General features: G+C 71.7%; 13 protein-coding genes. 12 read left to right on the plus strand and 1 reads right to left on the minus strand.

Annotated features, from left to right (window positions below):
• Positions 1 to 227: 227 nt before the first annotated feature.
• From KY469_16025 to KY469_16070, 10 genes are all read left to right on the plus strand, one after another.
• Positions 228 to 671 (plus strand): hypothetical protein, encoded by a 444-nt coding sequence (locus tag KY469_16025; GenBank protein ID MBW3664608.1) that lies wholly within the window; start codon positions 228 to 230, stop codon positions 669 to 671.
• A gap of 186 nt (positions 672 to 857) precedes the next feature.
• A complete protein-coding gene (locus KY469_16030; protein ID MBW3664609.1) occupies positions 858 to 1,373 on the plus strand; it encodes a PadR family transcriptional regulator in 516 nt (171 codons plus the stop codon).
• Positions 1,374 to 1,401: 28 nt separating this feature from the next.
• Positions 1,402 to 2,109, plus strand: a complete 708-nt coding sequence (locus KY469_16035; protein MBW3664610.1) for an ABC transporter ATP-binding protein — start codon at positions 1,402 to 1,404, stop codon at positions 2,107 to 2,109.
• A complete protein-coding gene (locus KY469_16040) occupies positions 2,106 to 4,697 on the plus strand; it encodes an ABC transporter permease (GenBank protein ID MBW3664611.1) in 2,592 nt (863 codons plus the stop codon). Before KY469_16035 ends, KY469_16040 begins: the two co-directional genes overlap by 4 nt.
• Before the next feature lie 90 nt (positions 4,698 to 4,787).
• Complete coding sequence (gene recR, locus KY469_16045) at positions 4,788 to 5,387, plus strand: recombination mediator RecR (GenBank protein ID MBW3664612.1); 600 nt, start codon at positions 4,788 to 4,790, stop codon at positions 5,385 to 5,387.
• A gap of 101 nt (positions 5,388 to 5,488) precedes the next feature.
• A complete protein-coding gene (locus KY469_16050; GenBank protein MBW3664613.1) occupies positions 5,489 to 5,911 on the plus strand; it encodes an MmcQ/YjbR family DNA-binding protein in 423 nt (140 codons plus the stop codon).
• A gap of 200 nt (positions 5,912 to 6,111) precedes the next feature.
• On the plus strand, positions 6,112 to 7,848 hold the full coding sequence (locus KY469_16055; protein ID MBW3664614.1) for a bifunctional sulfate adenylyltransferase/adenylylsulfate kinase: 1,737 nt from the start codon (positions 6,112 to 6,114) through the stop codon (positions 7,846 to 7,848).
• 51 nt (positions 7,849 to 7,899) lie between these two features.
• Positions 7,900 to 8,346, plus strand: a complete 447-nt coding sequence (locus tag KY469_16060; protein ID MBW3664615.1) for an SRPBCC family protein — start codon at positions 7,900 to 7,902, stop codon at positions 8,344 to 8,346.
• Between the two features lie 141 nt (positions 8,347 to 8,487).
• Positions 8,488 to 9,909, plus strand: a complete 1,422-nt coding sequence (locus tag KY469_16065) for a cell wall-binding repeat-containing protein (GenBank protein MBW3664616.1) — start codon at positions 8,488 to 8,490, stop codon at positions 9,907 to 9,909.
• Between the two features lie 12 nt (positions 9,910 to 9,921).
• Positions 9,922 to 10,551: a phosphoribosyltransferase gene (locus KY469_16070; GenBank protein ID MBW3664617.1), complete on the plus strand. Its 630-nt coding sequence runs from the start codon at positions 9,922 to 9,924 to the stop codon at positions 10,549 to 10,551.
• A 96-nt stretch (positions 10,552 to 10,647) separates the two neighbouring features.
• Here KY469_16070 and KY469_16075 read toward each other — a convergent pair whose 3' ends face one another.
• Positions 10,648 to 11,628 carry a hypothetical protein gene (locus KY469_16075; protein MBW3664618.1) on the minus strand — a complete coding sequence of 327 codons (981 nt, stop codon included), beginning with the start codon at positions 11,626 to 11,628 and terminating at the stop codon, positions 10,648 to 10,650.
• A gap of 121 nt (positions 11,629 to 11,749) precedes the next feature.
• On the opposite strand from KY469_16075, the gene KY469_16080 reads away from it, so the two are divergent.
• The gene (locus KY469_16080; GenBank protein ID MBW3664619.1) at positions 11,750 to 13,033 is read left to right on the plus strand and encodes an aspartate kinase; all 1,284 of its coding nucleotides are present in this window, start codon (positions 11,750 to 11,752) and stop codon (positions 13,031 to 13,033) included.
• Positions 13,030 to 14,094, plus strand: coding sequence for an aspartate-semialdehyde dehydrogenase (locus tag KY469_16085; GenBank protein ID MBW3664620.1), 1,065 nt, complete (start codon positions 13,030 to 13,032; stop codon positions 14,092 to 14,094). Before KY469_16080 ends, KY469_16085 begins: the two co-directional genes overlap by 4 nt.
• Positions 14,095 to 14,103: the final 9 nt, after the last annotated feature.

Raw genomic sequence — 14,103 nt, forward strand, 5'->3', positions numbered from 1 at the left:
CACCGCCGTCGCCCGATCCGACGCCTGATCCGGTGCCGGAGCCGACTCCTGAGCCGGTCCCGACACCCCCGTCGCCTGACCCGACGCCTGATCCGGTGCCGGAGCCGACTCCTGAGCCGGTCCCGACGCCCCCGTCGCCTGATCCGACGCCGGAGCCCACTCCCGAGCCGACTCCGGATCCGACCCCCGCTCCGGAACCGTCGCCGCCCGATCCGGTGCCGGATCCGGTGGCCGCCGAGGACGTCGCCCGGATCGTGCAGCGGTGGACGGCCGTGCTCGAGGAGCTGCGGAGGCGCTCGATGCGCGTGCACGCGATCTTCTCGGAGGCCCGACCCCACGCGTTCGCCCGCGGCGTGCTGACCCTCGCGTTCCAGCCGCGCCACGCGGGCTTCCACGCGGAGGAGGCGAAGAAGGGCCACTACGCGGACACCCTCAAAGAGGCGGTCAAGACCATCCTCGGGGAGGACGTACGGGTGGACACGACCGTGCTCGACGAGGACGAGGAGGACCCCGGCGCTCCCTCGCGCGGCGCGACGGATCCCGTTGCGGTCGAGGACGACGAGGTCGCGGTCGTCGAGGCCGAGTACGCCCCGCCCGTCGATGCCGACGAGGCCGCTCAGACGGCAGCCGACCTGCTCGTCACCGAGCTCGACGCCGAACCCGTCGACTAGCCCCTCCACCCGAACGTGCGCATCGGGACCCGGGGGTAGCGGGTCGACCGGTACCCGCTGGTGGTGAGGCTCCACCACTGTGTGGGCACCCGGTCGCGAGATGCTCCGACGAGCTCGCTCCCTCGCCTCGGGGCCTTGACAGATACATACGCGATATGCATACTGCGTATGTACCCAGGAGAGCGCGTGAGCGTCAAGGATGGCCTGCTGGCTCTGCTGAACGGCGAGGCCAAGCACGGCTACCAGCTCAAGGTGGACTTCGAGTCCTCCACGGGCGGGGCGTGGACGATCAACATCGGCCAGGTCTACACCTCCTTGCAGCGTCTCGAGCGCGATGGCCTGGTCGAGCTCGCCGAGGACGACGGTGAGCGCAAGAGCTACCGGCTGACCGAGGCAGGGCGCGAGCACCTCGAGAGCTGGCTGCTCGGCCCAGTCGATCGGTCAACTGACACCCGCGACGAGGTCGTCATGAAGATCCTCCTCGCCGCGAGCACCGACGCCGGTGATCCCCTCGCGGTCATCGCCGCGCAGCGCACCGCCACGATGGGGGCCCTGCAGACCTACACCCGTCAGAAGGCCTCCGACGAGGGTGACCTCGCCTGGCTCGTCCACCTCGACCGTCTCATCCTGCGCTGCCGTGCAGAGCTCGACTGGCTCGACCTCGTCGAGGAGCGCCTGCACCACGCCGGGAACGGCCGATGAACGCACTCCGAACGCGAAGGAGCACACCGTGACCGCAGTCCTCGAACTCGCCGGCGTCTGCCGTCACTACCGCGACGGCGACCGGCTCGTGGCGGCTCTGGACGGAGTCGACCTCGAGATCCACCCGGGGGAACTCGTCGCGATCACCGGCCGGAGCGGCGTCGGCAAGTCCACCCTCGTCAACCTCGCCGGTGGCCTGGACCGACCCACCGCCGGCAAGGTGTTGATCGAGGGCACCGACCTCACCACCCTCGGCGCCAACGACCTCGCGGCCGTCCGACGGCGGCACCTCGGGTTCGTCTTCCAGTCCGGCAACCTCATCCCGACGCTCACGGCGGTCGAGAACGTCGCGTTGCCACTCGAACTGGACGGCGTTTCGGTCCGGGATGCTCACGACGAGGCGCGCGCGGCCATCGCCTCCGTCGCCGACCCGGCGCTCGCCGACCGCTACCCCGACCAGCTCTCGGGCGGCGAACAGCAGCGCGTCGCGGTCGCGCGGGCGTTGACGGGCCGCCGTCGTCTCTTGCTCGCCGACGAGCCGACCGGTGCCCTGGACGAGGTGAGCGCCGAGGGGGTGCTGCGCCTGATCCGGCAACGGTGCGATGCCGGCGCATCGGCGCTGATGGTGACCCATGATCCGGCGCAGGCTGCCTGGGCCGATCGCATCGTGCGACTCCGCGACGGGATCATCGAATCCGTCGTCGAGACCAGCCGCGACGTGGAGGTGGTGCGGTGACGCCGGCTCTGTGGCGCATCGCACGACGGTCCGCGTGGACGTCGAAGCGGCGCAGCTTCCTCATCGTCATCCTCATCGCGCTGGCGGTCGCCGGTGCGGTCGCTGCGGCCGTCGGAGTGCGTTCGGGCCAGGTCCCGCTCGATCAGCAGCTCGCCGCCCGGTACGGCACCGCCGACCTGCGCGTCGATCTGTTCCGCCACGGTGTCAGCTACGGGGACCTTCCGCCGCAGTTGCAGGCGGTGGTTGACGATCGCTACGGCGGACCCGTACCCGAACTCACCGCGGCGGCCGTCCAGACCGTGCTCGACCGCGAGCTGTCCACCCGGGCCGAGGTCCTGCGTTACGAGGAGACGTACCTGGTCAGCGACGAGTTCGACGCGATGATCTCGACCATCGACCCGACCGCCGGCCTGGCCGCAGGCCGGCTCATCACGCCGGGTCCCGCCCCCGGCCCCGGCGAGACGCTGGTCTCTCCCAGCCTCCTCGAGGCGCTCGACGTGGGCGTCGGCGACCGTGTCGAGCTGCCGGGCCTCGCGCAGCTCGAGGTCGTCGGCACGGCGGAACCCGCCGATGTGCTCGGGATGGGCCTCGCCGTGGTCCACCCCGAGGACGCCCTGCCCGCCTTCCTCTGGGGTCGGACCACCGTGTGGCTGGTCGGTGGGCTGGGAGAGGAGGAGGCCGCCGAGTTCGGTGCGCGACTCGACACGCTGCTCAACCGGCAGGAGGATCCGGTTGTCGGCGGACCCGCACCACCCCATCACGTGTCCGTCACCTCGCGTGCCCAGGAACGGGGTTGGATGGTGGAGAGCACCCAGATGCTCAGCCAACCTCCCTTCGTCGGCGCGATGGTCGGGGCGGTTCTGCTCGCGCAGGTCGCCCTCGTCGCCGCCGCGGCCTTCGCGACGGGGACGCGCCGGCGACTGCGCGAATTCGGGCTGCTCTCCGCTGGGGGCGCCTCCCCCCGCCACGTCCGCGCACTGGTCCTCCGCGAGGCCGGCGTCCTGGGGACCGTCGGGGCGCTGGCCGGCATCGTGCTCGGCGTGGTGGCGGTCCGGTTCGCCGAGCCGCTCATCGAGGCCTTCACCGCGCGCCCCCTCGCCGGGTACCGCTGGCACGTCGCGGACCTGGTCGTCCCCGCCCTCGTCGGGGTCGTCGCCGCGGTCGCGGCGGCCTACCTGCCCGCCCGAACCGTCGCGCGCGTTCCGGTGGTAGCCGCCTTGGCGGGGCGCGCACCGATCGGACGCGTTCCGCGTTGGGTCGCCCCGCTCGCGCTCGTCGCCTCCGCGAGCGGGTTGCTGCTCCTCGGCTCCGTCATCCGCTCGGCGCGGTACGGCAGCAGCCGGTCCGCGCTCATCGCACTCGGAACCATCCTCGCCATCGGCGGGGCGGCCGGCCTGGCATCCCCGATCATCGGCGTGGTCGGTCGCGTCGCCGACCGACTGAGGCTGCACGCTCGGCTCGTGACCCGGGATGCCGCCCGTCAGCGGACCCGCAGCGCCGCAGCGGTCGCGGCGCTCACCGTCGTGTTCGTCGCCCCCGTCGCTGCCGCGACGGTCGTGGCGTCGGAGGCGGACGCGGTGGCGGGACGCTCCGCGGCCGCCGGCCGCGAGGACGTTGCGATCGTGACCGGCCCGTCGTACGCCGACATCCAGCTGCCGCCCACCGCCGAGATGGTCGAGACAGCCAAGGCCTCGCTGCCCGTCGCCACCGAGCGTGAGACGCCGGTGTCTGTGCTCGGGCGGTCGGAGCGCGAGTGGCTGTACCTCGAGATCGGCTCGAGCGAGGCCGCTGGCGTCGTCTACGGCGTCCAGCCCGGTCTTCTCACCCCCGGGGCCGCCCAGCTCCTCGGCCTCGACGAGATCACGCCGGGGACGGTGGTGCTCACCAACGGGTCGTCCATCGATGACCTCGTCGGTGCCGGTGACTCCCTCGTCCTCGGGATCGAGGCGCCGGACGCCGACGACCCCGCCCCGACCCGGCTGCAAGCCGTCCGCGCCCCGACCCCGGTGGCGGCGTACGGCCTGCCCGAGGTGCTGCTCGCGCCCGATGTGGCGCAGCGGCTCCGGCTCGAACCCGTCGGGGCGGTGGTCGCGCTCGAACTCGCTCGCCCGCTCACGGATCCGGAGGCCGATGCCGCGCAGCGCTCCGGGGGGACCACGCTGTGGGGGCTGAACCTCGCGCCTCCGCACGGGGTCGGTGGCAACCCGCTGGTCCCGATGGCGATCGTCGCCGGCATGGCGATCCTCCTCGCGATCGTGATCACCGCGATGACGACCGCCCTGGCTGCCACCGAGTCCGATCGCGACCTCGCGCTCGTGACCGCGGTCGGCGCGGAGCCACGCCTGCGACGGCGCTTCCACGGCCTGCAGGCGTGGTACCACGCCGGCATCGCCGCCATCGTCGCGACGCCGGTGGGGATCCTGCTCGTGGCCGCCACGCGCCGCTCGGGCCCGGTCGGGGACCCGCTCGTGGTGCCCTGGGCGGTGCTGATCGGCATCGTCGTTCTCTCCCCGTTGGTCGTCGGCGCGGTGTTCCGCCTCGTGATGCGCCCCGCTCCCGTCGGGGCGCCGGGGCGGCGCCTCGCCTGAACGAATGCGGGCGGTCGTCCGCGCTGGAGGTAGGCGGGCTCGGTCCGGGGGTGGGCGGGGGGTCGGCGGGGCGGGGGTAACCTCGGTCGCATGTACGAGGGCGCGGTCCAGGACCTGATCGACGAGCTCGGGCGGTTGCCCGGGGTCGGACCCAAGTCCGCCCAGCGCATCGCCTTCCACCTGCTCCAGGCCGACGCCGTCGACGCCAAGCGCCTCGCCGAGGCCATCACCCGCGTGAAGGACACCGTCCGCTTCTGCGCGCGCTGCTGGAACATCGCCGAGGCCGAGGAGTGCCGCATCTGCCGCGACGCGCGGCGTGACGACACCTACCTGTGCATCGTCGAGGAGCCCCGCGACGTCATCGCGATCGAGCGCACACGCGAGTACCGCGGCCGCTACCACGTGCTCGGCGGGGCGATCTCGCCGATCGACGGCATCGGCCCCGACCAGCTGCACATCAAGGAGCTGATCGGCCGCCTCGACACGGAGCCGATCGCGGAGGTCATCCTCGCGATGAACCCCAACGTCGAGGGCGAGGCGACCGCCAGCTACCTCGGCCGGCTCATCGGCCCGCTCGGGGTCCGCGTCACCCGGCTCGCCAGTGGCCTGCCGGTCGGCGGCGACCTCGACTACGCCGACGAGGTCACGCTGGGGCGGGCGTTCTCGGGGCGCCGCGAGGTCTCCGCCTGATCGCAGTCCGCGTCGCTATCCGTCGTTCCGGTGGTTGAGCAGGACGCCCTCCAAGAGGAGGCCAACCCGGACCATCGTGCGGTTCGTGGGATACTCGTTCGATGGAGTCGACACCGCGCGATCGCCTGCCGTACACCGACGCCGACGTCGAAGCGGCAACCACGTGGGTTCGAGATATCTGTTCCAGCCTGCCAGAGCTGACCGAACGCCTGAGCCACGGGGCGTTGACCTTCTTCGTACGTGGGAAGCGGACCTTGTGCTACCTCACTGACGACCACCACGGCGACGGACGTCTCGCGGTGGTCTGCCCAGCAGCTCCGGGTGCCCAGCAGGAGCTCGTCGAGTTGGACCCAGAGCGTTTCTTCCGACCGCCATATGTCGGTCACCGCGGATGGATCGGACTTCGGGTCGACATCGATCCTGACCGGGACGAGGTTGCGACTCTACTCACCGAGGCGTACCGCCTCGTCGCCCCGAAGGCGCTCGTCCGCAAGCTGGACGACGCCCGGTCGGACCGGGGGTAGCCCGTAATCCTGCTCCGTACGGTCAAGAGGATCGATGGCTCGCACCGCGAGGTTCGTCGCCCCGCCGTACTCGCCTACGCTTCGCTCACGTCGACTTCCCTCTCGAGCGCCGTTGCGCGCCAGGAGACCCACTCCGTGACCGATATCGTCTCACCTCCCACGCCGGCAACGCCGGCGCCTCCCCCCTTGAGGGGGGAGGCGTGACGGATTCCTCCCACCTCATCGCGCCCCACGGCGGGGCGCTCGTGGATCTGACCGTCGCCGCCGGCCGCGCGGTGGAACTCAAGGAGGCGTCGCGGGACTGGCCGAGTTGGGACCTAACCGACCGCCAACTGTGTGACCTCGAGCTGCTGGCGAACGGGGCGTTCTCGCCACTCACCGGGTTCCTCGGCCAGGCCGACTACGAGCGCGTCCGCGACGAGATGCGGCTGGCCGACGGGACCCTCTGGCCGATGCCGGTCACGCTCGATGTCACCGAGGAGTTCGCCGACGAGGTGGCCGTCGGGGGGCACGTCGCGCTGCGCGACCCCGAGGGCACGATGCTGGCGGTCCTGCACGTCACCGACCGGTGGACGCCGGACAAGGACCTCGAGGCGGAACAGGTCTTCGGAACCACCAGCACCGAGCATCCGGCCGTGGCGTACCTGCAGCAGACCGCGGGCGAGGTGTACCTGGGCGGATCGATCGAGGCGCTGCAACTGCCCAACCAGTACGACTTCAAGGACCTGCGCAAGACCCCCGCGCAGGTCCGCGCCGACTTCGCGCGCAACGGCTGGACCCGCGTCGTGGCGTTCCAGACCCGCAACCCGATGCATCGCGCCCACGTCGAGATCACGATGCGCGCCGCGAAGGAGGTCGAGGCCAACCTGCTGATCCAGCCCGTGGTGGGGATGACCAAGCCCGGCGACGTGGACCACTTCACCCGGGTCCGCGTCTACCGCCACATCGTCAACCACTACCCGCCGGGGACGGTCGACGTGGCGCTGCTGCAACTCGCGATGCGCATGGGCGGCCCGCGCGAGGCGGTGTGGCACGCCATCATCCGCAAGAACCACGGCGTGACCCACCTCATCGTCGGTCGCGACCACGCCGGTCCCGGCAGCGACTCCTCGGGCGAGCCCTTCTACGGGCCCTACGACGCGCAGGAGCTGCTCAGCCAGCACACCGACGAGCTCGGGGTGCAGATGGTGCCGTTCAAGATGATGGTCTACGTGCCCGACAAGGACGCCTACCAGCCCGTCGACGAGATCGACGAGGGCACACGGACGTTGTCGATCAGCGGGACCGAGCTGCGCGAGCGCCTCGCCTACGGCCGCGAGATCCCGGAGTGGTTCACCTTCCCGGAGGTCGTCGAGGAACTGCGGCGCACCCACCCGCCCCGCGCGAAGCAGGGCTTCACGGTGTTCCTGACCGGCCTGTCCGGTTCGGGCAAGTCCACGGTCGCCAACGTGCTGGTCACCAAGCTGCTGGAGGTGGGCGGCCGGCCCGTCACCCTGCTCGACGGTGACATCGTCCGCAAGCACCTCAGCAGCGAGCTGGGGTTCTCGAAGGAGCACCGCGACCTCAACATCCAGCGCATCGGCTTCGTCGCGTCCGAGATCACCAAGAACGGCGGCATCGCCGTGTGCGCCCCGATCGCCCCCTACGACGCCGTGCGCGAGCAGGTCCGAGCGCTGGTCGAGGAGACCGGCGGCGGGTTCGTACTGGTGTACGTCTGCACGCCCCTCGAGGTGTGCGAGCGGCGCGATCGCAAGGGCCTGTACGCCAAGGCACGCGCCGGCATCATCACCGGGTTCACCGGCATCGACGACCCCTACGAGGAACCCGCTGACGCCGAACTCGACATCGACACGACCGACACCACACCCGAGGAAGCGGCCAACCGGATCCTGCTGCACCTCGAGCGCGAGGGCTACTGGGGCGCGCAGAGCGGCTGAGCACGCGAGACGTCGACGGACCGGGGCCGACCGGACCGGAGGAGAGGCGACGTGACGACCGTCCGGGTGAGCATCGAGCTGCCTCAGGCGCCGGAGACCGTGTTCGCGTTCCTCGCCGACCCCACCAACGACCCGTCGTGGTGCTCCGCGGTACCGACGACAGAGTACGTGGGGGGTGCGCCGGCCGGCGAGGTCGGGGCGCGCTACCGGTTCACGGAGGGCTTCAAGCCGGAGAAGGCGCTGGCTGGCGAGGTCGAGATCACCGCGCTCGAACCACCCCGCCGCATGGAGAGCGTCGCGACGACGCCGCGTCGTCGCTACGTCCTCACCTACGAGCTCGAGCCCACTCCCGGGGGTGGTACGCGCCTGACCCAGACCGCGCAGGCACGTTTCGCGGGAGCGGCCGGCCGCTTCACCGGACTGTTCAAGCCGCTGATCGCGCTGCAGTACCGGCGCCAGTTCCGCGCCCTCGCCCGGGTCCTCGCAGACCGAGGCTGAGACCCACGGTCGCGCCGCGGCCCGGTCGCGCGGGCCCCCCACCCTGGGCCACGAGCGCACAGCGCTCCGTGTTCAAGTGCTCACAGAAAGTTACCGATACCTCTCCTGTGCCGTCGAACGACGTCCGAAGAGGGTGTGCGCGTGTCCGTCCGATCGATCCGAACCGCCGTCGCCGTGCTGGCGACCGTGCTGACGCTGCTGCCGCTGGGTGTCGCCCAGGCGGGCGGCTCACCGGGTCTCGCCCCGCTCGACGAGGTCGCCTACGAGGGGCTGATCAACGGCGAACGAGCCAAGGCCGGGCTGCGCCCCCTCACCGTGCACCTGCAGCTCACCCGCATCGGCCGTGGACACTCCGGCGTGATGGCCGCTGACTCCGACCGTGGTGGCAGCTGCGGCGACGGGCGGACTCTGCGCCACCGCAACCCCCTCGACGGCGGCGTCACCGAGAACTGGCGCAGCCTGCGTGAGAACGTCGGCTGCGGCAGCGGGACGCTCGGCTCGCCCGAGTCGCTGCACCAGGGCTTCATGAACTCCCCGGGTCACCGTGCCAACGTCCTCGCGCCCGACGTCGAGCACGTCGGCATCGGGGTCGTGGTCGACAGCAGGGGGACCACGTGGGTCACCCAGATCTTCATGGGCGGCGGCACGCCACCGGTCCTGACCGCGATCGGCGAGGGACTGAAGGCCAGCCAGGTCACCTTCCCGACCGACGACCGCCCCGACTTCATCGTTGTCTCGCGCGCCGATCTGTTCGCCGACTCGCTCGGCGGCGCAGCCCTGGCCGGTGGGGACGCCCCGGTGCTGTTCACCGACGGCCCGACCCCCGCCGAGCCCCAGCCGGTCCTGCGCCCCGACACGCGGGTCGAGATCGACCGCCTCCTGGGTGGCAGCGGCCGCGTGTACCTGCTCGGAGGTCCGGACGCGCTGAGCCCTCGAGTCGAGTCGGAGCTGCGGGGCGCGGGCTACGACGTCAAGCGACTCGCCGGCGCGACGCGCGTGGAGACCGCGATCGCGATCGCCGACGAGACCGTCAAGCTGCGCGGCACCCCCGACAAGATCGCCGTCGCCTACGCGTGGAACTGGCCCGACGCCATCACCGGTGGCGCGGCCGCTGGTCGCAACGGCGTCCCGCTGGTCCTGGTCGACACGAACGCGGTTCCCGCAGCGACCGCTTCGTTCCTCGCCCGCCATCCTAAGGCCGAGCGCCTCGTGCTCGGAGGTTCGGTCGTCGTCAGCGACCGCGTCCTGCGCGACGTGTCGGGTCAGCGCCTCGCTGGCGCGACACGCCACGACACCGCCCTCGCGGTCGCCGACGGCCTGTTCGGCGCGGTCGGATCACGCGTGGTCGTGATCGACGGCTGGGACCCCGACGGATGGGGCAGGGCCCTGGCGTGGAGCGCCTACGCCGTGCGCAACGGCGCCCCGACGATCCTGGTCAACGACGACGTGCCCAGCAGCGTGGCCAACTGGCTGGCAGCCCAGGACGACGGTGTCGTTCCGCTGTTCGGCAGCGCGGTGACCAGCAGTGCACGGTCGGCGGTGGAGCAGCTGCTCGCCAGCTGACATCCTGGGGGCATGCGCCTCTACACCGACCGTGAGGAAGCTGGCCGCGAGCTCGCTGCCGCGCTACGCGACCTAGAGCTCGACGACCCCCTGATCCTCGGTCTTCCGCGCGGCGGCGTGCCGGTGGCACGAGAGGTCGCGGACGAGCTGGACGCCCCGCTCGACGTGCTCGTGGTGCGCAAGATCGGTGCGCCCGGCCACGCCGAGTACGGCATCGGCGCCATCGGCGAGGAGGACGTCGAGGTCCTCGACGACGACGCCATGCGAGCGCTCCGCCTCGGTCGCGCCGACCTCGAGGCCACCATCGCGCGCGAGCGCACCGAGCTGCAACGTCGGGTCCGGCTCTACCGCGGCGACCGTGCCCCGACCTCGCTGCGGGACCGGACCGTCGTGATCGTCGACGACGGGCTCGCCACCGGCAACACCGCTCGCGCTGCGGTCGCCGTCGTGCGCCAGCGCGGTGCGGGGCGAGTGGTCGTCGCGGTGCCGGTCGGGGCACCCCAGAGCGTCGACGATCTGCGCCGCCTCTCCGACGAGGTGGTGTGTCCCCACGCACCGCGCAGCTTCCGCGCCGTCGGCAGCTGGTACGGCGACTTCCACCAGGTCACCGACGAGGAGGTCCAGTCGCACCTCGCCGCCTGAGTCGGGATCGTGCCCGCGGTGGAGGGCGGGGAGGTGGTGGCGGTTACGTTGCTGCGGCTCCGCTCGAGGTCGACGACGGTGCCGTCCCCTCGTCCATCATCCGCGGAAGCGCAGCTCGGCGCGCCAGGCGGCACCGATGCGGCCCAGCACGACGTCCTCGGTCGGCACATCGGTGGGCACCGGTGATCGGGTCAGCGTCGCGGGGATGAAGCCCATCTGCCCCGACAGGCCGCCGTCGAAGCGGTCGCTGAGCGACAGCTCCGACACCCCCATGCCGGTGAGGTCGAGAGCGCGTAGGGCGCGCCGCACGAGTCGGGCGAGCAACTCGTCGTCGACGGTCGTCTCGAGGTCGATGGGCTGGACCGTCACCAGCTCTCCCTCGGGCACCGTCGCGAACAGCGACAGCGCGCCGCGCACCGCCTGTGCGATGCAATCGGCACGGGTGGCGCCCCACGCGCGCACGTAGAGGGTGTCCTCGTCGACCTCCACCCGACCGGGACGTGCTTCCGCGTCCCACGACCGCTCATCACGCTCGACGTCGTCGGGCTCGGTCTGCACGCCGGGTTGGACCGCCGCGACATCGGGACCCTCGATGTCCCCGGAGTCCGGCTGGGGTGACGGCGGTGCGGGGTGGGCCAGCGGTTCGGTGGTCGGGGGCGCGGGGCGGGCCAGCGGTTCGGTGGTCGGGGGCGCCGGGGGAGCCGCCGTGGCGGCCCCCAGCAGCAGCAGCGCCGCCGCAGCGGTGGCGACCAGCGATCCGCTGGTGATCTCGCCCTCTGGGCCCAGGGCCAGCCAGGCGACCACGAGGACGGCAGCGGCGACCGCGCTGGCGGCTCGCGGCCAACCGTGGTCATCGATCAGCGCGGCGATGCCCGGGACGATCGCGAGCGCGATGAGCGCGACCGCGAGCGTGGGTAGACCCGTGCCCTCGCCCCACGACAGCAGACCGAGGTCGAGGGCCACGCGACCATCCGCCGTCCACGGCAGGAAGGCGCCGGCGACCAGCAGGCCGGCGCCGATCAGGCCGAGCGCCCGCCCGATGCTCCAGCTCGGGGCGGTACCCGATGGTGACGCCATGGCTCCAGCGTAGGGCGCGGTGTCCCTGGAGGCGGCCGCTGTGCGGGTGGCCGTGCACACGGTCAGCCACCTCTGCCGTACCCTCAACGCCCGGATCGTGCGCCTTCTCCCGGAGTCCCGCGTGGCCATCGTCGTGCAGAAGTTCGGAGGCACCTCGGTCGGCGACGTGGAGCGGATCCAGCGCGTGGCCGACCGCATCGCGCGCCGGCGCCAGGACGGCGACGACGTCGTGGTCGTGGTCTCGGCCATGGGGGACACGACCGACCAGCTCGTCGCGATGGCCGAGCGCATCTCGCCGGCGCCACCCGGACGCGAGCTCGACATGCTCCTGACCGCAGGGGAGCGCATCTCGATGGCGCTGCTCGCCATGGCTCTGCACGAGCGCGACATCGAGGCCAAATCGTTCACCGGATCGCAGGCCGGGATCATCACGGATGCCGCCCACGGCCGTGCCCGCATCGTCGACATCACCCCGGGGCGGGTCCAGGAGGCGCTCGACGCCGGCCACGTCGTGATCGTCGCGGGATTCCAGGGTGTCAGCCAGGACACCAAGGACGTCACCACGCTCGGACGGGGCGGGTCCGACACGACCGCGGTCGCCCTCGCGGCGGCGCTCGGGGCGGAGGTGTGCGAGATCTACACCGACGTCGACGGGGTGTTCACCGCCGACCCGCGGTTGGTACCCGACGCTCGTCGTCTCGACCGCGTCACCTACGAGGAGATGCTCGAGCTCGCCGCCCAGGGGGCACGTGTCCTGCAGGTCCGTTCGGTCGAGTTCGGACGCAACTACGGGGTCACGATCCACGTGCGCTCCTCGTTCAGCGAGGACGAGGGCACGTGGGTCGGCCCGGAAGGAGAAGCCGACGTGGAAGACGCCATCATCTCCGGAGTCGCGCACGACACCAGCGAGGCGAAGATCACCGTCCAGGGCGTCGTCGACAAGCCCGGCGTCGCCAAGACGCTGTTCACCGCGCTCGCCGACGCCGGTGTCTCCGTCGACATGATCGTGCAGAACGTCTCGGAGGCGCAGCACACCGACATCTCGTTCACCGTGCCACGGGCCGAGGCCGAGTCCGCCGGCGAGATCGTCAAGCGCATCGGGGACGAGGTCGAGGCCGCCGGCGTCACGGTGGACGCGGCGATCGCCAAGGTCTCGCTGGTCGGCGCGGGCATGAAGACCCACAGCGGCATCGCCGCCCGCATGTTCGCGGCGCTCGCTGGGGCGGGCGTCAACATCGAGATGATCAGCACGTCGACGATCCGGATCTCGGTCGTCATCGACGAGTCGGACGTCGAAGCGGCCGTGCGAGCCATCCACGCCGAGTTCGAGCTGGGCGCCGATGTGCGCGAGGAGGTGGGAGCATCCGGCAACGCCGGCCCCTCCCCCCTGAGGGGGGAGGCATGAACCATCCTCCTCGGATCGCCATCGTCGGAGCCACCGGCGCGGTCGGGTACGCGATGCGTCGGCTCCTCGACGAGCGCGACTTCCCTCTCGCCGACGCCCCGATCTTCATCGCGAGCGAGCGCTCCACGGGGCGGAAGCTGCCGTGGCGCGACGGCGAGGTCACGGTCCAGGCCCTGTCATCCCAGATCTTCGACGGTGTCGACATCGCGATCTTCAGCGCCGGCGGTTCCACGTCGAAGCAGTGGGCGCCGGTCGCCGCCGAGCGGGGCGCGGTCGTGATCGACAACTCTTCGGCGTGGCGCATGGACGACGGCGTGCCGCTCGTCGTCACCGAGGTGAACCCTCAAGCGGCGGGGCGGCGACCCAAGGGCATCATCGCCAACCCAAACTGCACGACGATGGTGCTGATGGTCGCCGCCAAGCCGTTGCACGAGGCGTTCGGCCTGACCGACGTCGTGGCCACGACCTACCAGGCGGCGGGCGGGGCGGGACAGTCCGGCATCCGCGAGCTCGCGGAGCAGGCGAGCAAGCTGCTGGCCGACCCGGACCTGCTCGTGACCGACGGCCCTGCGGCGCTCCGCAGCGTCGAGGCGGAGCAGTTCAGCAAGCCGATCGCGTTCAACGTGCTCCCGCACTGCGGCGACTTCGCGGACGAGCGCTACACCGTCGAGGAGTGGAAGCTGGTCCACGAGTCGCGCAAGATCCTCGAGCTGCCGGCCCTCCGCGTGTCGCCGACGTGCGTCCGCGTGCCGGTCTTCGTCGGGCACTCGATCGCGGCCCGGATGACGTTCGTCGAGCTGCCTGACCGCGACCGCGCGGTCGCGGCGCTCGAGGCGGCCCCCAACCTCCGCGTCGTCGACGGGGTCGATGTGGACGGCGAGGAGCTCGCCTACCCCTCGGCGCTCGACGGTGCCGGGGTCGACGAGGTGCTCGTCGGGCGCGTCCGAATCGATCTCGCCGATCCCCAGGCGCTGAACCTGTGGGTGACGGGCGACAACCTCCTCAAGGGCGCCGCCCTCAACGCCATCCAGATCGCCGAGCTCCTGCTCGACGAGGCCTGAGGCCGCCCG

This window comes from Actinomycetota bacterium, from assembly GCA_019347575.1.
Lineage (GTDB): Bacteria > Actinomycetota > Nitriliruptoria > Nitriliruptorales > Nitriliruptoraceae > JAHWKY01.